Source organism: Mesorhizobium sp. WSM4814, assembly GCF_055811595.1.
In genome coordinates this window covers 1-18,650 of record NZ_JBVVQT010000020.1, presented here as the reverse complement: position 1 = coordinate 18,650, position 18,650 = coordinate 1, and the positions used below count along the sequence as shown (strand labels likewise).

The window sequence follows — 18,650 nt, the reverse complement described above, 5'->3', positions numbered from 1 at the left end:
GATATTCAGGTGAGGCCGGTCTGCAAACAGGGGTTTCCTGCGCTTCCGGTACTCATGTACCCAAAGGTACGCTCCGTTCCGGTTCTCGGAACCACTGTTTTCGCCACGGCCTGACCTGAATCTCAACATGCTCCAAGCCGTAAGATCGAAACCACATACCGCACCGCAGCGAACCTTGCGCCGGCTTTGGGTCGCGCCCTAATCGATTGAACCCAAACACCGCCTTTTGTCAGACTAAATTACGTTTTCGAAACGATTTTCCGGCTTTGACGCGGTGCAAAAAGAGCATTAGAAACCGGGCTGTCCAAAGTCGCAACCGGAAGCGGTAATGCCGCATTTCCACCTGGGGCTCCAGAGACGCCGAACTGGGGGAGCCATGAGCAAATCACCAGCCACCCGCGAATTTGCCAGACGTGAACGGCCGCTTTCGCCGCATCTGACCGTCTATCGACCGCCGATCACGATGACGATGTCGATCATCCATCGCATCACCGGCGGGGCGCTCTATTTCGGCACGCTGCTGGTCGCGCTGTGGCTGATGGCGGCGGCGAGCTCGCAATCCACCTTCGATGCCGTCAACTGGGCCTTCGGCTCGTGGCTGGGGCGGCTGGTGCTGTTGTTCTATACCTGGGCGCTGATGCACCACATGCTGGGCGGCGTGCGCCATCTGATCTGGGACACCGGGGCCGGTCTTGAAAAGGACACCGCCTCCAGGGTCGCCTGGGCGACGCTGGCCGGCTCGGTCGTACTGACGCTGCTGATCTGGATCGCCGGTTACATGGCGCGGGGAGCCTGATCGTGAGCCACCACAACAACGACATGCGCACGCCGCTGGCCAAGGTCCGCGGCCTCGGCTCCGCCCGCGAGGGCACGGAGCATTTCTGGCGCCAGCGCCTGACGGCGATTGCCAACATTCCGCTGATCCTGTTCTTCGTCGGCTTTCTGATCGCGCTGAACGGCGCCGGCTATGCGCAAGTGCGCGCCGCACTTGCCAACCCGTTCGTGGCGCTGGTCCTGGCCCTGGTGCTGTTGTCCGGGCTCTACCATATGCGGCTCGGCATGCAGGCGATCATCGAGGATTATGTGCATGGCGAGGGCATGAGGCTGGCGCTGCTCGCCCTCAACACATTCTTTCCCGTAGTGGTCGGCGTCGCCTCGATCTTCGCCCTGCTCAAACTGGCATTTGGAGGCTGATATTTTGGCCAAGGACGCGAACAACGCCAACACGGCGTCCGCCTACAGCTATGTCGACCACAAATTCGACGTGGTTGTGGTCGGCGCCGGCGGCGCCGGCCTGCGCGCCACGCTCGGCATGGCCGAACAGGGTCTGCGCACCGCCTGCATCACCAAGGTTTTCCCGACGCGGTCGCACACTGTCGCCGCTCAGGGCGGCATCGCCGCCTCGCTGTCCAACATGGGCCCCGATTCCTGGCAGTGGCACATGTACGACACCGTGAAAGGATCGGACTGGCTCGGCGACGTCGACGCCATGGAATATCTGGTGCGCGAAGCACCCGCCGCCGTCTACGAGCTCGAGCATTACGGCGTGCCGTTCTCGCGCACCGAAGAGGGCAAGATCTACCAGCGGCCGTTCGGCGGCCATATGATGAATTTCGGCGACGGCCCGCCGGTGCAGCGCACCTGTGCGGCCGCGGACCGCACCGGCCACGCCATCCTGCACACGCTCTACGGCCAGTCGCTGAAGAACAACGCGCAGTTCTTCATCGAGTATTTCGCGCTCGACCTGATCATGGAGCCGGACGGCACCTGCACCGGCGTCGTCGCCTGGAACCTCGACGACGGCACCATCCACCGTTTTTCGGCAAAAACGGTGGTGCTGGCGACCGGCGGCTATGGCCGTGCTTATTTCTCGGCGACCTCGGCGCACACCTGCACCGGCGATGGCGGCGGCATGGCGGCGCGGGCCGGGTTGCCGCTGCAGGACATGGAATTCGTGCAGTTCCACCCGACCGGCATCTACGGCGCCGGCTGCCTGATCACCGAGGGCGCGCGCGGCGAAGGCGGCTATCTCGTCAACTCAGAGGGCGAGCGCTTCATGGAGCGCTATGCGCCGTCGGCCAAGGACCTTGCCTCGCGTGACGTGGTCTCGCGCTGCATGACGCTGGAGATTCGTGAGGGACGCGGCGTCGGCAAGAACAAGGACCATATTTTCCTCCACCTCGACCACCTCGATCCGGCCGTTTTGCACGAGCGACTTCCGGGTATTTCGGAGTCGGCAAAGATCTTTGCCGGCGTCGACCTGACCAAGGAGCCGATCCCGGTGCTGCCGACGGTCCACTACAATATGGGCGGCGTGCCGACCAACTACTGGGGCGAGGTGCTCAACCCCACCGCCTTGAACCCGGACCAGGTGTCGCCCGGGCTGATGGCGGTCGGCGAAGCCGGCTGCGCCTCCGTCCACGGCGCCAACCGGCTGGGCTCCAACTCGCTGATCGATCTGGTGGTGTTCGGCCGCGCGGCGGCGATCCGGGCCGGCCAGGTGATCGACCGCAACGCGGCGATCCCGTCGCCCAACGAAGCCTCGGTCGACAGGATCATGGACCGCTTCGACCGGCTGCGCCACGCCAACGGCTCGACGCCGACGGCGGTTTTGCGCGAAAAGATGCAGAAGGCGATGCAGGACGATGCGGCGGTGTTCCGCACCCAGGAATCACTGCAAAGCGGCTGCAAGCGCATTTCGCAGATCTGGGGCGAACTCAAGGACGTAAAAGTGTTCGACCGCTCGATGATCTGGAACTCCGACCTGGTCGAGACGCTGGAACTGGAAAACCTGATGGCCAACGCCATCACCACGGTCTACGCCGCCGAGGCGCGCAAGGAGAGCCGTGGCGCACATGCGCGAGAAGATTTTTCGGCGCGCGACGATGCGAACTGGCGCAAGCACACGCTGTCCCGGCTCAGCGAGGCCGGCGAGGTGTCGCTCAGCTATCGGCCGGTGCACACCGAGCCGCTGCTCAGGGAAGCAGACGGCGGCATCAACCTGGCCAAGATCGCGCCCAAGGCCAGGGTGTATTGATGATGGCCGCCGTAAACGGGACTCGGTCCGGGCTGAAACTCGTCATCCGAAAGGACCTGAGATAATGGTCGAACTCACCCTTCCGAAAAACTCGAAGATCAAGGCGGGAAAAACCTGGCCGAAGCCGGAGGGTGCGACCAATCTGCGGGAGTACCGCATCTACCGCTGGTCGCCGGACGATGACGAGAACCCGCGCATGGACACTTATTTCGTCGACATGGACGATTGCGGGCCGATGGTGCTCGACGCGCTGCTCTGGATCAAGAACAAGATCGACCCGACGCTGACGCTGCGCCGCTCCTGCCGCGAGGGCATTTGCGGCTCCTGCGCCATGAATATCGACGGTTCCAACACGCTTGCCTGCACCAAGGGCTGCGACGACATTTCCGGTGCGATCAAGGTCTATCCGCTGCCGCATATGCCGGTGGTCAAGGACCTGGTGCCAGACCTCACCAATTTCTACGCCCAGCACGCCTCGATCGAGCCGTGGCTGAAGACGGTGTCGCCCGAACCGGCCAAGGAATGGCTGCAGAGCCATGAGGACCGCGAAAAGCTCGACGGGCTCTATGAATGCATCTTGTGCGCCTGCTGCTCGACCTCATGTCCGAGCTACTGGTGGAACGGCGACCGCTATCTCGGCCCGGCGACGCTGCTGCAGGCCTATCGCTGGCTGATCGATTCCCGGGACGAGGCCAAGGGCGAACGGCTCGACAATCTCGAAGACCCGTTCCGGCTCTATCGCTGCCACACCATCATGAACTGCGCCCAGACCTGTCCCAAGGGGCTGAACCCGGCCAAGGCGATCGCCGAGATCAAGAAGATGATGGTGGAGAGAAGGGTTTAGCTTCGGACGGGTTGCTGCAGGGATCATCTCGTCGGTAGTGATCCTTCGCGCCGGCGCTGTCCTGCCGACTTCAAAGGATAGCCGACCCATGACCGATACCGAACTCCCCATCCTCTCTCCCGTCGAAGCGCGCGTGCTCGGTTGCCTGATCGAAAAGAAGGAACTGACGCCCGACATCTACCCGCTGACGCTCAATGCGGCACTTGCCGCCGCCAACCAGAAGACGGCGCGCGAGCCGGTGATGTCGGTCGAGCTTGTCGAGGTGAGACGAGCGCTTGGCCAACTCGAGCACAAGGGGCTGGTCAGGCAGGTCTTTGCCTCGCGTGTCGAGCGCTACGAGCATGTCGTCGCGCAGCGCTTTTCGCTGACCTCGGCGCAGATTGCGCTGCTTGGGCTGCTGTTGCTGCGCGGTCCGCAAACCGCCTATGAATTGCTGGCGCGAAGCGAGCGCATGGCGCGGTTGCCCTCCATCGACGAACTTCGCAGCAACCTCGACCTGTTGATCGGCCGCAAGCCGCCGCTCGTTCAGCAGATCGATCGTGGTCCCGGCCAGCGTGAGGACCGCTATGTGCATCTCCTGGGCGGGCCGGTGCAGCTGTCGGCTGCCGCGGCCCCCTTGCAAGCGCCTTCGCCGGCCTCGGATCTCGAAGCGCGCGTGCAGGCGCTCGAGGAGGAGGTTGCGCAGCTGCGCGCACGCATCGACGCGCTGACCGGCGACGGACGCTGATGACCTTTTGAGGTGTTGGAGGGACGTGAAGGATCGCTTACGTCCCACAAATGAAAACGCCGGCCCTGGAGCCGGCGTTTATCACCTCATGCCATCTGCTCAGCCGAGCTTGGCGTCGAGCGAAACCTTTATGGCGCCGAGCGCCTTCGAGACCGGGCATTCGGCCTTGGCCTTCTCGGCCAGCTCCTGGAATTTCGCCGCATCGATGCCCGGCACCTTGCCGACCACCGTGAGCGCGCTGCCTGTGATCCCCGTGCCAGGGATCAGCGTCACCACCGCCTTGGCGTCGAGTTCGGTGGCGGGGGTGCCGTTCTCGGCCAGGAAGTGAGAGAACTGCATGGCGTAGCAGCCGGCATGCGCCGCTGCGATCAGTTCCTCCGGATTGGTGCCGGCCTTGCCGCTTTCGTCCTCGAACCGCGCCTTGAACGAGTAGGGCGTGGCTTTCAGGGCCGCGCTCTGCGTGTCGAGCGTGCCGTTGCCCTCTTTCAGATTGCCTTTCCAGACGGCGTTTGCGGTGCGGTCCATGAAGTCCTCCTTGATTGTGGTGGCTGAGCCGTGATCGGCGTCTGGTCGACTATAGCGCGCGCGGGCACGAAGGCCACCCGTGCTTTCGCGCCAATGGCGACGCGTAAAAAAAAATCCGCGTGCAAAAAATGTCGACTTCCATCTGCCTCGGCCGTCCTGCGGGCGGCCACGGGTTTCGTGGCCGAATGGAGGACACCATGAATAGTCTGTTTTCTGCTCACTGGAGTGACACCGGCCGAAAGGCGGCTGAACAGGAACCTGACCGGTTGGATCGGCAATCTTCCGGTTTCGGTCGACTGCTTGCTGCGGTCGCCATGATAGGGGTTGCGGTATCCCTTCTCGATCATGCGGCGGTCAAAAGCCCGGCTGGGACCTTGATCGCCAACAGTTCGTCCCAACAAGGAAGATGAGAGATGAAATATGTTTGCCTGGTTTATGGTGAGGAAAAAGACCTTTACGCAATGAGCCCGGAGAGGCTGGCCAGGCTCGACGCCGACTCGCTGGCCTATGACAAATCGGTGGAGCAAAGCGGCCGGCTGATCGTCGCGCAGGCGCTGCAGTCGGTAAAAACCTCGAAAACCGTGCGCCGGCGCAAGGGCAAGCGGCTGATCACCGATGGTCCCTTCGCCGAGACCAAGGAGCAATTGCTCGGCTTCGTCATGATCGAGGCGGGGGATATCGACGAGGCGCTGGAGATTGCCGGCGGGATTCCGCTGGCCGAAATCGGCACCATCGAGGTCAGGGCGATCTACAACGTGCCGGGATCCTGAACATTATTCCGGTTGCGCCCGGCGGAATCGATTTCTTCGGCGGGCGCAACTTTTGCGTGTTGAAGCGAGACAGCACTTCTCCTATCGTCGCTGCGGTTGGGGGATTTCGGGCATGCATATACTGATTGCTGCAATTGGGCTGTTGGGAGTGGCGGCGTTCTGGTGGTATCGGATGAAGGCCATGAACGATGCGGCGCGCGAGGTCGCGGACGTCGTCGGGCGTGTGCAAGGCAACATTCGGCGCAAGAGGTTGCGCAAGCAGGCGGCGCTCTCACCGCTGACGGCGATCGACGATCCGGTCGTGGCGGCCGCGACGCTGATCACCGCCATCATTGCCGAGAACGGCCCTGTCCTGCCGCAGCGCGAAGCCGTGGTTCGGTCGGTGATTTCGGAGATTGCAGACGACGAGAAGACCGATGAGGCCGTGGTCTACGCCAAATGGGCGGCGTCCCAGATCGACGATGCCACGATCGTCATCGACAAACTGGCGCCGTTCCTGCGCGAACGTCTCGATGTGACTGAGCGAAACGATTTGCTGCAGATGGTTAACCGCGCGGCGCAGGCTGGTGAGCAACCCCTAAAAATATCCGACCAGAGAATACTGCGGCTGCGCCAGAAGCTCGGCTTCGAGGTCAACTAAGGGTGTGCTGATATTCAGGTGATGCCGGCCCGTCAGTCGGGTTCAGATCGCCTCGCCCTTGAGCAGTTTCGGCGTGTCGCCGGACAGACCGGACGCTTGGCGGATGAAGAAATCCTTCAGCCGCGGCATGCGTTCGACGAGACCGAGGCCGATGTCGCGGACGGCGCGCAACGGGCCGATGTCGTTGGAAAACAGACGGTTCAGGACATCGGTGGTGATGCCCATCTGCAGCGTGTCGAAGCGCCGCCACTGCTGGTAGCGTTCGAGCACGTCGAGCGCACCGACATCCTGGCCGAGCCGGTCGGCCTCGACCACCACTTCGGCCAATGCCGCGACATCCTTGAAACCGAGATTGAGGCCCTGGCCGGCGATCGGGTGGATGCCGTGGGCGGCGTCGCCGGCGAGCGCAATGCGCGGCGCGACAAAATCGCGGGCGATGGTCAGGCCGAGCGGCCAGGCGCGCGGCCTGTCGGCGACGCGAATTTCGCCGAGCTTCAGGCCAAACCGCTGTTCCAGCTCGTGCTCGAAGACGAGGTCGTCGCCGTCGACCAGTTTTTCGGCGTCTTCCGACCGCTCGACCCAGACGATCGACGAGCGGTGGGTGCCGTCCTTGTCCGACTTGAGCGGCAGCGTGGCGAACGGGCCGGCTGGCAGAAAATGCTCTTCGGCGCGGCCATTGTGCGGCCGTTCATGCGCGACGGTGCAGACGATGCCGGACTGGCCGTAGTCCCATTTCACCGTCTTGATGCCGGCCATGTCGCGCAGCTTCGAGTTGACGCCGTCGGCGGCGATCAGCAGCCGCGCCTTCAGCGTCGCGCCGTCGGCAAGATGCACGGTGATGCCTGCACCGTTGACGTCGAAGGCACTGACGGCGACGCCTTCGATGATGTCGATGCCGAGTGTTTCAGCGCGCCGGCGCAAGGCGCCATTCAAATCCCGGTTGGCGACCATATGCGCAAACGCTTCGCCGGGCGCGACCTCGCCATCGAACGTGAGAAACACCGGGCGCAGCGGATCGGAGGTGCGCGAATCGGTGACGATCATCTCGGTGATCGCCTGCGCCTCGGGGGCGATTTCGGCCCAGACGCCGAGCTGGTCGAGCATGCGGCAAGCGGCAGCGGCAATCGCCGAGGCGCGGCCGTCCTTTTGCCAGATGCCGGCGGGCGCGGCGTCGACGACAGCGACGGCCAGGCTCGGTCGCGCCTGTTTCAGCGATACGGCGGCGGCAAGGCCGACATAGCCGGCGCCGGCGACCAGAATGTCGAGCGCGGTTCGGTTTTTTGCATCCGCCTTGTCGACCATGGCAAATTCCTTTCCGGCCAAATTCCTTTCCGGCCTTGACTGCCCGTCATTCCTGTCGGAAACGCCATAACACTTTTGCGGCTTCTGAAGCTCGCTTCGAGTGAAATATCGAAATTAAGGCGAACTTCGGAATCAAAACGACACGAGGGCGCGAAACATGACGGCGGCCATGGACGAGCTTCTCGGCATTCTCGACCTCGAGCAGCTGGAACACAACCTGTACCGTGGTCGCAGCCCCAAACTCGACTGGCAGCGTGTCTTCGGCGGCCAGACCATCGCCCAGGCGCTGGTCGCCGCCCAGCGAACGGTCGAGCCCGAACGCCACGTGCATTCGCTGCACGGCTATTTCATGCGGCCGGGCGACACCAAGGTGCCGATCATCTACCAGGTCGACCGCATCCGCGACGGCGGCTCCTTCACCACGCGCCGTGTCGTGGCTGTCCAGCACGGCCAGGCGATCTTTTCGCTGGAAGCCTCGTTCCAGCAGGACGAGGTCGGTCTCGAGCACCAGGTGCCGATGCCGCTGGACGTGCCGGCGCCCGACACATTGCTGTCGCAGCGCGAATTGATCGGCAAGTTCGGCGCGGCCGTGCCCGACGGCATCAGGCGCTACTGGGAGCGTGACCGGCCGATCGAGATGAAGCCGGTGATGCTGGAGCATTACACCAGCCGGGAGAAGCTGGAGCCGAAACAGAACATCTGGATCCGCACGACCGGCCCGGTTCCGGGCGATCGCGCCGCGCAGGCGGCCGTGCTTGCCTATCTTTCCGACATGACGCTGCTCGATACCTCCACCTTTGCGCATGGCCGCGCCATCTTCGATAGCGACATCCAGGCGGCGAGCCTCGATCACGCCATGTGGTTCCATCGCAGCCATGCGCTGGACGACTGGATGCTCTACACTCAGGACAGCCCGTCGACGCAAGGGTCGCGGGGGTTCACGCGCGGGTCGCTGTTTGCCCGCGACGGCACGTTGATCGCCTCGGTTGCCCAGGAAGGCCTGATCAGGCTGAAGCGGCCGCCCGCGGAATAGGCAATTTTGCAAAATTGCCTACTTTTTAATCAGCTGCGCTGCCGCGACTATGAACAGTCAGCCGACAAACCTTCCCCAAGTCGTTATTTAACAGCAGCTTAACACCCTGCTTCGGCAACTGGCACGGAGCTTGAATCCTAGCGGGCACTCTCCGGCTCTCATGGGGATCGGCGAAGTCGTGCAAACGCGGGGGACCCGCAACAGTAAAGGGTGAAACCTTATGAAAATCGTGATGGCAATCATCAAGCCGTTCAAGCTCGACGAGGTGCGCGAAGCGCTCACCGCAGTCGGCATCCAGGGCCTGACCGTCACCGAAGTCAAAGGCTACGGGCGTCAGAAGGGCCACACGGAAATCTATCGCGGGGCGGAATACGCGGTCAGCTTCCTGCCGAAGATCAAGATCGAAGTCGCGGTCGGCCTGGACATGGTCGACAAGGCCGTCGAAGCCATCACTGCGGCGGCCAAGACCGGTCAGATCGGCGACGGCAAGATCTTCGTTTTCGGCATCGACCAGGCGGTGCGCATTCGCACCGGCGAAACAGACACCGACGCGCTTTGAGCTGCGGAAACGTATTCCAATGGAGAGTTCAATGAATATTCCTTCTACTTTGAAGTCGGTGGCGCGCACCGCGCTGCTAGGCTCACTCGCTATCGCAGCGCTGGGCACGTTCGCCGCATTCGCGCAGGAAGCGGCGCCGGCCGCACCGGCCGCGCCAGCAGCGCCGGCCTTTACCGTCGACAAGGGCGACACGACGTGGATGATGATCTCCACCATCCTGGTGCTACTGATGACCATTCCCGGCCTTGCCCTTTTCTACGGCGGCCTGGTTCGCGCCAAGAATATGCTGTCGGTGCTGATGCAGGTCTTCACCATCACCAGCGTGGTCATGATCGTCTGGGTTTTCTACGGCTACAGCCTTGCCTTCACCCCCGGCAACGCCTTCGTCGGCGGCCTTTCCAAGATGTTTCTCGCCGGCGTCGACGTGACGACGGTGTCGGAAACTTTTACCAAGGGCGTCGCCATTCCTGAACTGGTGTTCGTCATCTTCCAGATGAGCTTCGCCTGCATCACGCCTGCCCTGATCGTCGGCGCCTTCGCCGAACGCGTCAAGTTTTCGGCCGTGATCCTTTTCACCATCCTGTGGGTCACATTCGTCTACTTCCCGATCGCGCATATGGTCTGGTTCTGGGGCGGCCCGAGCGCTTACAGCGACCCGTCGGGGCTCATCTTCAGCTTCGGCGCCATCGACTTTGCCGGCGGCACCGTCGTTCACATCAATGCGGGCATCGCCGGCCTCGTCGGCGCGCTGATGATCGGCAAGCGCATCGGCTACAACAAGGACGTCATGGCGCCGCATTCGATGACGCTGACCATGGTCGGCGCGTCGCTGCTGTGGGTCGGCTGGTTCGGCTTCAATGCCGGTTCGAACCTCGAAGCCAACGCCTATGCGGTGCTGGCCATGGTCAACACCTTCGTCGCCACAGCCGCGGCGGCAGTGACCTGGATCGTGCTCGAAACGCTGCTGCGCGGCAAAGCCTCCATGCTTGGCGCGGTTTCGGGCGCTGTTACCGGCCTTGTCGCCGTCACGCCCGCCGCCGGCTTTGGCGGACCGATGGGCGTCATCGTGCTCGGCATCGTCGCCAGCTGCGTCTGCTACTTCTTCGTCTCGGTCGTGAAGAACAAGTTCGGCTACGACGACAGCCTCGATGTCTTCGGCATCCACTGCGTCGGCGGCATCATCGGCGCGCTCGGCACCGGCATCCTGGTCAATCCCGCCCTCGGCGGCGCCGGCATCGTCGATTATTCGACGGCCGACTTCGCCGCCGGCTATGCCGGCACGGCGACCCAGTTGTGGTCGCAGTTCAAGGGTGTCCTGGTAACCGTCCTGTGGTCGGGCATCGGCAGCGCCATCCTCTACAAGATCGTCGATATGATCGTAGGCTTGCGCCCGACAGCCGATGCAGAGCGCGAAGGGCTCGACCTCACCGCGCATGGCGAAGCGGCCTATCACCCGTAAGCCAGGCCACCTGTGGGTCTTGTCTGGGGCGGCCTCGGTCGCCCAACACCTTCCCTCCCGTCGTGACGCTCCCGAAAAGGGCTCACGCATTGAGGCCCGGACCGGTTCCGGGCCTCTTTTTCGTGGGATGCACGCCGGTGGCAGTCCAGGCTCGGTCACAATCGCTTGATCGGGCGCCTGATCGATCTTGGGCGATGAAACATCGGCCGGCCAGCGTGCCCGCCATTTGTGTGACCGGTTTCCACTCGGGGAGCGCCGGCACGCACCCATGGTTAATGCGGCCTTAACCTTCCCGCCGATAGTCTGGCATCCGAATCTGCCGGAGTACGTCATGCGTCCGGCCAGTCCATGACAGACGGGGAACGACGAATGCGTTCAGGGGCTTCAGCACCGCTTGCGCTGGCCGATACGGGGCACGGCATCCAGGCGTTCGCGCGGCGTCAGGTCGGCCGGCTGCTCGGCGCCGGCCTGTTTGCGCTGGTCGCCTTCGGCGTCGCCAGCCTCGCCACCTGGAACGTCGCCGACCCAAGCTTCTCCCATGCCACCGACAACATCGTCACCAACGCCATGGGCTATGTGGGCGCTGTCTTCTCCGACCTGGCCATGCAGTTCTTCGGCCTTGCTGCGGTCGCGGCGCTGGTGCCGGCGGTGGTGTGGGGATTTCTGCTGTTTTCGGCGCGCGGCGTCGACAGGCTGCCGAAGCGCGGGCTCGCCTGGTTCGGCTACGCGGTGCTTGCCGCGGCCATGGCCGGTTGCGTGGTGCCGCCCAAGACCTGGCCGCTGCCGACCGGTCTCGGCGGCGTGTTCGGCGACATGGTGCTCAAGATCCCAGGCTTCGTCGTCGGCGGCTATCCGACCGGTCTCATCGCCAGCGTGCTCGCCGTGCTCCTGGCCGCGCCGGCGCTGTGGCTGTTTGCCTACGGCTCGGCGCTGATTGCACGCAAGAACGGTTTCGCCGTCCTGGAGCAACCGGCCGCAGCCGATCCGAGGGACCAGGACGACTTGCTTTTCGACAATGACGAGGATGAGGGCGACGAGGGCATTCTGGCGCTAGGCGCGATCACGCATTGGTGGCTATCGTTGCGAGCCTATCTCCGCCGCCGCGCCGCGCGCCGCCGCGAGCGCGACGATTTCGAACCGGAGATGGAGCGCGCCAGCGCCTGGCGGCGCGCTGCCGAACGGGTCGAATCGGCCGAATTCGCCGAGTCGCGGATGAGTGCCGATGGCCGGGCCCGCGTCGAGCCGGAATTCTTCGCCGCCATGGTCAACGACCGTAGCGCCTCGCTCGACGACGCCGATGTTTTCGACGATGACGATGACATGGATTTTGCGCCGGAGCCTGCGCGCAGCGCTGCGCTCAATGCGAAGGTGCAACCGTTCCGCTCCGATGCAGCCACCCGCGTCGCGGCGCCGGCGCCGCGGCCGGTTCCGGGCGCGCGTGTCCAGCGCGAAGCGCAGTCCTCGCTGATCGGCTCCGAACAATTCGAAATGCCGTCGCTGCATTTCCTGTCCGAGCCGAAGAACGTCGTGCGCGACGCCAGCCTGTCCAAGGACGCGCTCGAGCAGAATGCCCGCCTGCTCGAGGGCGTGCTGGAGGATTTCGGCGTCAAGGGCGAGATCATCCATGTCCGCCCCGGCCCGGTCGTCACGCTTTACGAGTTGGAACCGGCGCCCGGCATCAAATCGTCGCGGGTCATCGGCCTGTCTGACGACATCGCCCGCTCGATGAGCGCGATCGCCTGCCGCGTCGCCGTGGTGCCCGGCCGCAACGCCATCGGCATCGAACTGCCGAACGCCAAGCGCGAGACCGTCTATCTCAGGGAAATCATGGCCAGCCGCGATTTCGAGACCACCAAGGCCAAGTTGGCGCTGGCGCTCGGCAAGACCATCAACGGCGAGGCGGTCATCGTCGACATCGCCAAGATGCCGCACGTGCTGGTCGCCGGCACCACCGGCTCGGGCAAGTCGGTCGCCATCAACACCATGATCCTGTCACTGCTCTATCGACTGACGCCGCAGGACTGCCGGCTGATCATGATCGACCCGAAAATGCTGGAGCTCTCGGTCTATGACGGCATCCCGCATCTTTTGACGCCCGTCGTCACCGATCCGAAGAAGGCGGTGGTGGCGCTGAAATGGACCGTGCGCGAAATGGAGGACCGCTACCGCAAAATGTCGAAGGTCGGCGTCCGCAACATCGACGGTTTCAACGCGCGGGTGCAGCAGGCCGAGAAGAAGGGCGAAAAAATCTCGCGCACCGTGCAGACCGGCTTCGACCGGCAGACCGGCGAAGCGGTCTATGAGACGGAAAACCTCGATCTCGAGCCAATGCCCTACATCGTCGTCATCATCGACGAGATGGCCGATTTGATGATGGTCGCCGGCAAGGACATCGAAGGCGCGGTGCAGCGCCTGGCGCAGATGGCGCGCGCTGCCGGCATCCACGTCATCATGGCGACGCAGCGGCCGTCGGTCGACGTCATCACTGGCACGATCAAGGCCAACTTCCCGACCCGCATCTCCTTCCAGGTGACGTCGAAGATCGACAGCCGCACCATTCTGGGCGAACAGGGCGCCGAACAGCTGCTCGGCATGGGCGACATGCTCTACATGGCCGGCGGCGGCCGCATCCAGCGCGTGCACGGTCCTTTCGTTTCCGATGACGAGGTCGAGAAGATTGTCGCGCATCTGAAGCTGCAGGGCGTGCCGGAATATCTCGATGCCATTACCGAGGATGACGACGAGGACGACGATGAGCCGTCGGGCAAGGGTGGCTCGGGCGGTGGCGGCGGCAATTTCGAGGATTCCGACGATCCCTACGACCAGGCGGTTGCGGTGGTGCTGCGTGACGGCAAAGCCTCGACCAGCTACATCCAGCGCCGGCTCGGCATCGGCTACAACCGCGCCGCCTCGATCATCGAGAAGATGGAGAAGGAAGGCATTGTCGGCCCGGCCAACCATGCCGGAAAACGCGAAATTCTGGTGCCGACGGAGGACGACAAGTTCTGATCCGCCCGCCAAGCCGACAGGATTTTCGCGGCTGCAACCTGACGGCAGCAACTTTGAACCTTCTGGCGCGTTTGCAACGACCAAGCGCTGTTCGGCCGCCAAACTTAAGCCCAACTGGGGGGCCAAACACTGCGACAACAGATGAACCAGACGAGAGTAACCGGCATGAAAAACTCTTCTTTCGCCACGATCAGCGATTTTGCCCCGACCCGCCGCCAACTGCTTGGCCTCGGGCTGGTCCTGGCCGGCGCCGCGGCCATCAATGTCGTGCCCGGGGTCCAGTTGCTGGCGTCGGCGCAAGCGGCGGTGCCAGCCACCGCGCAGAAGATCGCCGACCATTTTTCCTCGGTCAAATCGATGGCCGGCGAATTCGTGCAGTTCGGACCCAAGGGCGAGCAGACCGGCGGCAAGTTCTTCCTGGAACGGCCGGGCAAGATACGCTTCAACTATGATGGGACGTCGAATTTCCGGGTGATTTCCGACGGCAAGTCGGTGGTCATCCTGAACAAGCGGCTGAAAACGTCCGATCTCTACCCACTGTCGAAAACGCCGCTCAAGCTGCTGCTCGACACCAGGATCGACCTCTCCGGCGGCCGCGTCAAAAGCGTCAAGGAAGAAAACGACGTCACCACCATCCAACTCGCCGACAAATCGGTGTTCGGCAGTTCGAAGATCACCATGATGTTCGATCCGAAAACCTACGAATTGCGCCAATGGACGATCACCGACGCGCAAGGCAAGGACACGACGGTGATGATCTTCAACGTCAGGGAAGGCGTAAGCTTCGCCCCCGACACCTTTGCCATCGACTACACGGCCAACCGCGAACTGAACACCAAGTCGCGGTAGGATCTGCTGTTATTCAGGTGAGGCCGGCCTGCGAATGGCGGTTTCCTGCGCTTCCGGTACTCGCGTACTTTAAGTAAGTACGCTCCGCTCCGGTTCTCGGAATCCACCATTCTCGACTCGGCCTGACCTGAATCTCAGCGAATCCTGGTGCCAGCCCGGGCCGCGCATCAAGCGCGGCCGGCTTGTTTTTGCGGTGCGCGGCTGGCAGTAGTTTCCGGGATTGACTTTCCGTCGGAGCCATCTGGCGGACCTTGCGCTGTCCCGGAATCCCAAACATGCCCTTTTCGATCGCGACCTGGAATATCAATTCCGTCCGCCTGCGCATGCCGCTCGTCGAACGCCTGCTTGTCGAACAGGCACCGGACGTGCTCTGCCTGCAGGAAACCAAAGTTCCGGACGAACTGTTTCCCGAGAAGGCGTTCCGCAAGCTCGGCTATCAGCACATCGCCTTCCACGGCCAGAAGGGCTATCACGGCGTGGCGACGGTGGCGCGCCGGCCGATCGCGATTGTCGAAAAGCGCCGCTTCTGCGAGATCGAGGACTGCCGACATCTGTCGGTCACCGTGCGAGCCGGCGGCAAGGCGATCCTGCTGCACAATTTCTACGTTCCGGCCGGCGGCGACGAGCCCGACCCCGTTATCAACCGCAAGTTCAAGCACAAGCTGGATTTCGTCGCCGAAATGAACGCCATCCGCGCCGAGCACGACGAAGTGTCCGGCTCGATTTTGGTCGGTGACCTCAACATCGCGCCGCTCGAGCACGATGTCTGGTCGCACAAGCAGCTCCTGAAAGTGGTCAGCCATACGCCGGTCGAGACGGAAAATTTCGAGGCGATGCGGCTCGCCGGCGACTGGGTCGACCTGATGCGGCTCAACGTGCCTTACGAGCAGAAGCTCTACACCTGGTGGAGCTATCGCGCGCAGGATTGGCAAGCGTCGGATCGCGGCCGGCGGCTCGACCATGTCTGGTCGTCGCCAAACCTGGTGCCGAGCTTTGCCGGCTACGAGATCCTGCGGCCGGCGCGCGGCTGGCAACGGCCGTCGGACCATGTGCCGGTCATAGCGCGGTTCGACCTGGATTAGAGCATTTTGTCCCAAAGCGGGCGGAGCATGATCAAGTGCCTCTCGACGAGACACTGGAGGTTCAATAGCCTCTGAGATCCTCAGGGAGTTTGGCTAGGCTACATGGAGATAGTTGCAGCACAAACGTCGGATGTGATATCGGCGGCCGACTGCCTGGCAGATGCCTTTGCAGGCGATCCGCACATGACCTTCTTCTTCGAAGGGGATCCTGCACTACGATTGGAACTCGTGACCGAGTTCTTCTCGATCCTTATGGTAGCGCGTCTCGCGCTTGGCATGCCAGTGCTGGTATTAAAGAGCGAAGGCCGCATCCTGGGTGCGGCGATGGGCTATGATACGCAACGACCGGAATGGCTTCCGAATCACCGGGAGAGATGGGCCTCACTCCAGCAACGGCAGGAGTTGATGGTGTCGCGCTTCGAGAAGTCTCAGACGATCAGCGAGAAATACGAGCCGTCGGAGCCGCATTTTTATCTTGGGGTTTTGGGGGTCCATCCCTCAATTCAGGGAAAGCGGGCTGGCCTCGCTCTCATCGAGGCCTACTGCGATCTTTCTGAAAGAGACCCTGTCTCAGCGGGGACGTTTCTCGAAACCGCGGAACGCAAGAATTTGGGTTTCTATCAACGTTGCGGTTTTCGACTTCTGGGCCAGGGTGAACTTGAATTCAAGAAACCACTCTGGTGCCTCTACAAATCCAAGAACGTTCGAGGCCTCAGCTAGCTCAGTCGTCGAAACGCGGCGCCAGCTTCTCGATGCGGCGGATCATTGCCAGAAAATCCTCGGAGATGCGCTGGTGCAGGTGGACCGCGATATCGGGATATTCTTCCAGGATGCGGTGGAACATCTTGCGGCTGAGCCGCAGCACTTCCGAATCGATCTCGGCGGATGCGCTGGTCAGCCGGTTGGTGTCGGCGATCAACGCCAGTTCGCTCAGCATCGTACCGGGGCCGGCCGTGCCTATCGGGACGCGGGCGCCATGCTGCTCGCGATACAGCACGATGCGCCCGCTGACCACGATATAGGCGCAATCGGCCTCGTCGTCCTCGCGGTAAAGCTTGTGGTCTGCCTGCAGCCTGGTGGTTTCCGCGCCAAAGGCGAGCAGACGCAGTTGCTCCTCCGTGAAGCTCTCGAAGAGCCTCACGGCGGACAGGATGCGGATGTCGTCATCCAACGCCATCTAGCTGTGTCCCCGAACGGCCAGTCCAATCCCTCCATTGGAGCGCCGAGCGTTCCTTTGGACGCGGCAAAGGACGCTCTAAACGCTTTGAAATCGACGCACCGGGCTTTCCAAAAAACGAATCCGGTTTTTGGCCCGTTGCGTCAGCGAGCTCGATCCAGAACCACCTCCAGTCTCAGGATCGTACTCGAAAGCGGCGCCTCCCCTAACCGCTGATTGAATGATTAAATGTTTAAGGAACCAGCTTGTAGCCACCACTTTCTGTCACAAGAATTTCTGCGTTGGAAGGATCGCGCTCGATCTTCTGGCGCAGCCGATAGACATGGGTTTCCAGCGTGTGCGTGGTGACGCCGGAATTGTAACCCCACACTTCCTCGAGCAGCACGTCGCGCGTCACCACCTTCTGGTCGGCGCGATAGAGATACTTGATGATCGAGGCTTCCTTTTCGGTCAGCCGCACCTTGGCGCCGCGCTGGTCGATCAGAAGCTTCTGGCTAGGCTTGAAAGTGTAGGGGCCGACCGAAAAGGTGGCGTCTTCGCTCTGCTCATGCTGGCGAAGCTGGGCACGGATGCGGGCCAGGAGAACCGCGAAGCGGAACGGCTTGACCACATAGTCGTTGGCGCCGGCTTCGAGGCCGAGAATCGTGTCGGAATCGGTGTCGTGTCCCGTCAGCATGATGATAGGCGACTTGTAGCCGCCCTTGCGCAATATCTTCACCGCCTCTCGGCCATCCATGTCGGGGAGGCCGACATCCATGATGAGCAGATCGATGATGCCGCCGCGGGCCGTGGCGATGCCTTTGGCGGCGGTTGATTCCTGCAGGACGTCGAATTCTTCATAGAGAGACAATTGCTCGACGAGCGTGCCGCGCAGGTCGTCATCGTCATCGACGATCAGAATGGTGCGTGAAGTCATGGATCAATCCGTTGTTTTGAAAAGAAAATTCAGTTGACCGCTGCCTGTTTATGCGGAAGCTGACCGGCACAACAGCCGATCACAATGATTTGTTCCGTGGCACGATCATACAAGAAAAAACGCGCGTGCAATGAGGCGAGCGCATTTTTGCGAAAAGGGCTTCGTGTTCTCACCGTGCGCGCCAGGCCCGGCCACCCCAGCCAAGGGCTTCTGCAGGCTGGCAAACTGGTGTTTTCCTGTGCGCTGGGGCGCGGCGGCATATCGGCCGGCAAGCGCGAAGGCGATGGCGCCACGCCGCTTGGGTCGATGCGGATACTGTCGGGATATTTCCGTAACGATCATTTTCCCGGCGGCCGCAAAACCCGGCTGGCGATGGCGCCGATCGGTCGCGATCTTGGCTGGTGCGAAGTGCCTGAGGACCGCAACTACAACCGTCCGGTCAAGATTCCCTATGGCGCCAGCCACGAGCGGATGCTGCGCGCCGACCGCCTTTATGACGCCTGCCTGGTGCTCGACTGGAACATTGCGCCGCGTCGCCGCGGACGCGGCAGCGCCATCTTCTTTCATTTGGCCCGCCCCGACTTCACACCGACGCAAGGCTGCGTCGCGGTGACAGCATGCACGATGGCCCGGCTGCTGCCGCTGCTGTCGGACCGCACGGTGATGAGGGTGGTGAGGTAGGGGAATAGGGGAATAGGGGAATAGGGGAATAGGGGAATAG

Annotated in this window: 20 protein-coding genes; 16 read left to right on the top strand and 4 right to left on the bottom strand. The window is 62.7% G+C overall.

Annotated elements, in window-relative coordinates; translation table 11 throughout:
• Positions 1–376 precede the first annotated feature (376 nt).
• The 5 genes from sdhC (at position 377) to AC0L2V_RS24665 (ending at position 4,608) form a co-directional block, all read left to right on the top strand.
• Positions 377–796, top strand: coding sequence for a succinate dehydrogenase, cytochrome b556 subunit (sdhC, locus tag AC0L2V_RS24685; protein WP_023800581.1), 420 nt, complete (start codon positions 377–379; stop codon positions 794–796).
• Between the two features lie 23 nt (positions 797–819).
• Entirely contained in the window at positions 820–1,194 is a 375-nt protein-coding gene (sdhD, locus tag AC0L2V_RS24680; protein ID WP_268929907.1) for a succinate dehydrogenase, hydrophobic membrane anchor protein, read from the top strand.
• Between the two features lie 4 nt (positions 1,195–1,198).
• Positions 1,199–3,037, top strand: coding sequence for a succinate dehydrogenase flavoprotein subunit (gene sdhA / locus AC0L2V_RS24675; RefSeq protein WP_473513158.1), 1,839 nt, complete (start codon positions 1,199–1,201; stop codon positions 3,035–3,037).
• Between the two features lie 64 nt (positions 3,038–3,101).
• Positions 3,102–3,881, top strand: a complete 780-nt coding sequence (locus AC0L2V_RS24670) for a succinate dehydrogenase iron-sulfur subunit (RefSeq protein WP_473513156.1) — start codon at positions 3,102–3,104, stop codon at positions 3,879–3,881.
• Between the two features lie 88 nt (positions 3,882–3,969).
• A complete protein-coding gene (locus tag AC0L2V_RS24665; protein WP_027153735.1) occupies positions 3,970–4,608 on the top strand; it encodes a YceH family protein in 639 nt (212 codons plus the stop codon).
• A 99-nt stretch (positions 4,609–4,707) separates the two neighbouring features.
• Here the strand turns inward: AC0L2V_RS24665 and AC0L2V_RS24660 are convergent, their stop codons facing one another.
• Complete coding sequence (locus AC0L2V_RS24660; RefSeq protein ID WP_091592234.1) at positions 4,708–5,133, bottom strand: OsmC family protein; 426 nt, start codon at positions 5,131–5,133, stop codon at positions 4,708–4,710.
• A gap of 197 nt (positions 5,134–5,330) precedes the next feature.
• Here AC0L2V_RS24660 and AC0L2V_RS24655 point away from each other — a divergent pair, with 197 nt between their 5' ends.
• The 3 genes from AC0L2V_RS24655 (at position 5,331) to AC0L2V_RS24645 (ending at position 6,543) form a co-directional block, all read left to right on the top strand.
• Positions 5,331–5,543: a hypothetical protein gene (locus tag AC0L2V_RS24655; protein ID WP_473521456.1), complete on the top strand. Its 213-nt coding sequence runs from the start codon at positions 5,331–5,333 to the stop codon at positions 5,541–5,543.
• 3 nt (positions 5,544–5,546) lie between these two features.
• Positions 5,547–5,903, top strand: a complete 357-nt coding sequence (locus tag AC0L2V_RS24650; protein WP_473513153.1) for a YciI family protein — start codon at positions 5,547–5,549, stop codon at positions 5,901–5,903.
• Between the two features lie 112 nt (positions 5,904–6,015).
• The gene (locus tag AC0L2V_RS24645) at positions 6,016–6,543 is read left to right on the top strand and encodes a hypothetical protein (RefSeq protein WP_473513151.1); all 528 of its coding nucleotides are present in this window, start codon (positions 6,016–6,018) and stop codon (positions 6,541–6,543) included.
• 42 nt (positions 6,544–6,585) lie between these two features.
• Here the strand turns inward: AC0L2V_RS24645 and AC0L2V_RS24640 are convergent, their stop codons facing one another.
• Entirely contained in the window at positions 6,586–7,845 is a 1,260-nt protein-coding gene (locus AC0L2V_RS24640) for a ubiquinone biosynthesis hydroxylase (protein WP_473513150.1), read from the bottom strand.
• A 157-nt stretch (positions 7,846–8,002) separates the two neighbouring features.
• Between AC0L2V_RS24640 and tesB the strand changes: the two genes are divergently transcribed.
• From tesB to AC0L2V_RS24605, 7 genes are all read left to right on the top strand, one after another.
• Positions 8,003–8,878 (top strand): acyl-CoA thioesterase II, encoded by an 876-nt coding sequence (gene tesB / locus AC0L2V_RS24635; RefSeq protein WP_091592239.1) that lies wholly within the window; start codon positions 8,003–8,005, stop codon positions 8,876–8,878.
• Positions 8,879–9,098: 220 nt separating this feature from the next.
• Entirely contained in the window at positions 9,099–9,437 is a 339-nt protein-coding gene (locus AC0L2V_RS24630; RefSeq protein ID WP_023800571.1) for a P-II family nitrogen regulator, read from the top strand.
• Between the two features lie 31 nt (positions 9,438–9,468).
• Complete coding sequence (locus tag AC0L2V_RS24625; protein WP_287056968.1) at positions 9,469–10,896, top strand: ammonium transporter; 1,428 nt, start codon at positions 9,469–9,471, stop codon at positions 10,894–10,896.
• A gap of 369 nt (positions 10,897–11,265) precedes the next feature.
• A complete protein-coding gene (locus AC0L2V_RS24620; protein WP_473513147.1) occupies positions 11,266–13,905 on the top strand; it encodes an FtsK/SpoIIIE family DNA translocase in 2,640 nt (879 codons plus the stop codon).
• 165 nt (positions 13,906–14,070) lie between these two features.
• Positions 14,071–14,754, top strand: coding sequence for an outer-membrane lipoprotein carrier protein LolA (locus AC0L2V_RS24615; protein ID WP_027155917.1), 684 nt, complete (start codon positions 14,071–14,073; stop codon positions 14,752–14,754).
• Positions 14,755–15,029: 275 nt separating this feature from the next.
• Positions 15,030–15,836, top strand: coding sequence for an exodeoxyribonuclease III (locus AC0L2V_RS24610; protein WP_027155918.1), 807 nt, complete (start codon positions 15,030–15,032; stop codon positions 15,834–15,836).
• Between the two features lie 102 nt (positions 15,837–15,938).
• Positions 15,939–16,556, top strand: coding sequence for a GNAT family N-acetyltransferase (locus AC0L2V_RS24605; protein ID WP_473521455.1), 618 nt, complete (start codon positions 15,939–15,941; stop codon positions 16,554–16,556).
• Between the two features lies 1 nt (position 16,557).
• Here the strand turns inward: AC0L2V_RS24605 and AC0L2V_RS24600 are convergent, their stop codons facing one another.
• Together AC0L2V_RS24600 and AC0L2V_RS24595 are read right to left on the bottom strand one after the other, a co-directional pair.
• Positions 16,558–17,013: a cyclic nucleotide-binding domain-containing protein gene (locus tag AC0L2V_RS24600; protein ID WP_287343398.1), complete on the bottom strand. Its 456-nt coding sequence runs from the start codon at positions 17,011–17,013 to the stop codon at positions 16,558–16,560.
• Between the two features lie 232 nt (positions 17,014–17,245).
• Positions 17,246–17,929 (bottom strand): response regulator transcription factor, encoded by a 684-nt coding sequence (locus AC0L2V_RS24595; protein WP_027155919.1) that lies wholly within the window; start codon positions 17,927–17,929, stop codon positions 17,246–17,248.
• Between the two features lie 84 nt (positions 17,930–18,013).
• Between AC0L2V_RS24595 and AC0L2V_RS24590 the strand changes: the two genes are divergently transcribed.
• Positions 18,014–18,610, top strand: a complete 597-nt coding sequence (locus AC0L2V_RS24590; protein ID WP_473521454.1) for a L,D-transpeptidase family protein — start codon at positions 18,014–18,016, stop codon at positions 18,608–18,610.
• Positions 18,611–18,650 lie beyond the last annotated feature (40 nt).

Bases quoted from the DNA above. Each gene is read 5' to 3' on its own strand.
- AC0L2V_RS24600 (WP_287343398.1), bottom strand. From the start codon at position 17,013: ATGGCGTTGGATGACGACATCCGCATCCTGTCCGCCGTGAGGCTCTTC.
- AC0L2V_RS24660 (WP_091592234.1), bottom strand. From the start codon at position 5,133: ATGGACCGCACCGCAAACGCCGTCTGGAAAGGCAATCTGAAAGAGGGC.
- AC0L2V_RS24590 (WP_473521454.1), top strand. From the start codon at position 18,014: ATGATTTGTTCCGTGGCACGATCATACAAGAAAAAACGCGCGTGCAAT.
- AC0L2V_RS24670 (WP_473513156.1), top strand. From the start codon at position 3,102: ATGGTCGAACTCACCCTTCCGAAAAACTCGAAGATCAAGGCGGGAAAA.
- AC0L2V_RS24625 (WP_287056968.1), top strand. From the start codon at position 9,469: ATGAATATTCCTTCTACTTTGAAGTCGGTGGCGCGCACCGCGCTGCTA.
- sdhC (WP_023800581.1), top strand. From the start codon at position 377: ATGAGCAAATCACCAGCCACCCGCGAATTTGCCAGACGTGAACGGCCG.
- AC0L2V_RS24605 (WP_473521455.1), top strand. From the start codon at position 15,939: ATGGAGATAGTTGCAGCACAAACGTCGGATGTGATATCGGCGGCCGAC.
- AC0L2V_RS24610 (WP_027155918.1), top strand. From the start codon at position 15,030: ATGCCCTTTTCGATCGCGACCTGGAATATCAATTCCGTCCGCCTGCGC.
- AC0L2V_RS24595 (WP_027155919.1), bottom strand. From the start codon at position 17,929: ATGACTTCACGCACCATTCTGATCGTCGATGACGATGACGACCTGCGC.
- AC0L2V_RS24655 (WP_473521456.1), top strand. From the start codon at position 5,331: ATGAATAGTCTGTTTTCTGCTCACTGGAGTGACACCGGCCGAAAGGCG.
- AC0L2V_RS24630 (WP_023800571.1), top strand. From the start codon at position 9,099: ATGAAAATCGTGATGGCAATCATCAAGCCGTTCAAGCTCGACGAGGTG.
- tesB (WP_091592239.1), top strand. From the start codon at position 8,003: ATGACGGCGGCCATGGACGAGCTTCTCGGCATTCTCGACCTCGAGCAG.
- AC0L2V_RS24665 (WP_027153735.1), top strand. From the start codon at position 3,970: ATGACCGATACCGAACTCCCCATCCTCTCTCCCGTCGAAGCGCGCGTG.
- AC0L2V_RS24645 (WP_473513151.1), top strand. From the start codon at position 6,016: ATGCATATACTGATTGCTGCAATTGGGCTGTTGGGAGTGGCGGCGTTC.
- AC0L2V_RS24615 (WP_027155917.1), top strand. From the start codon at position 14,071: ATGAAAAACTCTTCTTTCGCCACGATCAGCGATTTTGCCCCGACCCGC.
- AC0L2V_RS24640 (WP_473513150.1), bottom strand. From the start codon at position 7,845: ATGGTCGACAAGGCGGATGCAAAAAACCGAACCGCGCTCGACATTCTG.
- sdhD (WP_268929907.1), top strand. From the start codon at position 820: ATGCGCACGCCGCTGGCCAAGGTCCGCGGCCTCGGCTCCGCCCGCGAG.
- AC0L2V_RS24650 (WP_473513153.1), top strand. From the start codon at position 5,547: ATGAAATATGTTTGCCTGGTTTATGGTGAGGAAAAAGACCTTTACGCA.
- AC0L2V_RS24620 (WP_473513147.1), top strand. From the start codon at position 11,266: ATGCGTTCAGGGGCTTCAGCACCGCTTGCGCTGGCCGATACGGGGCAC.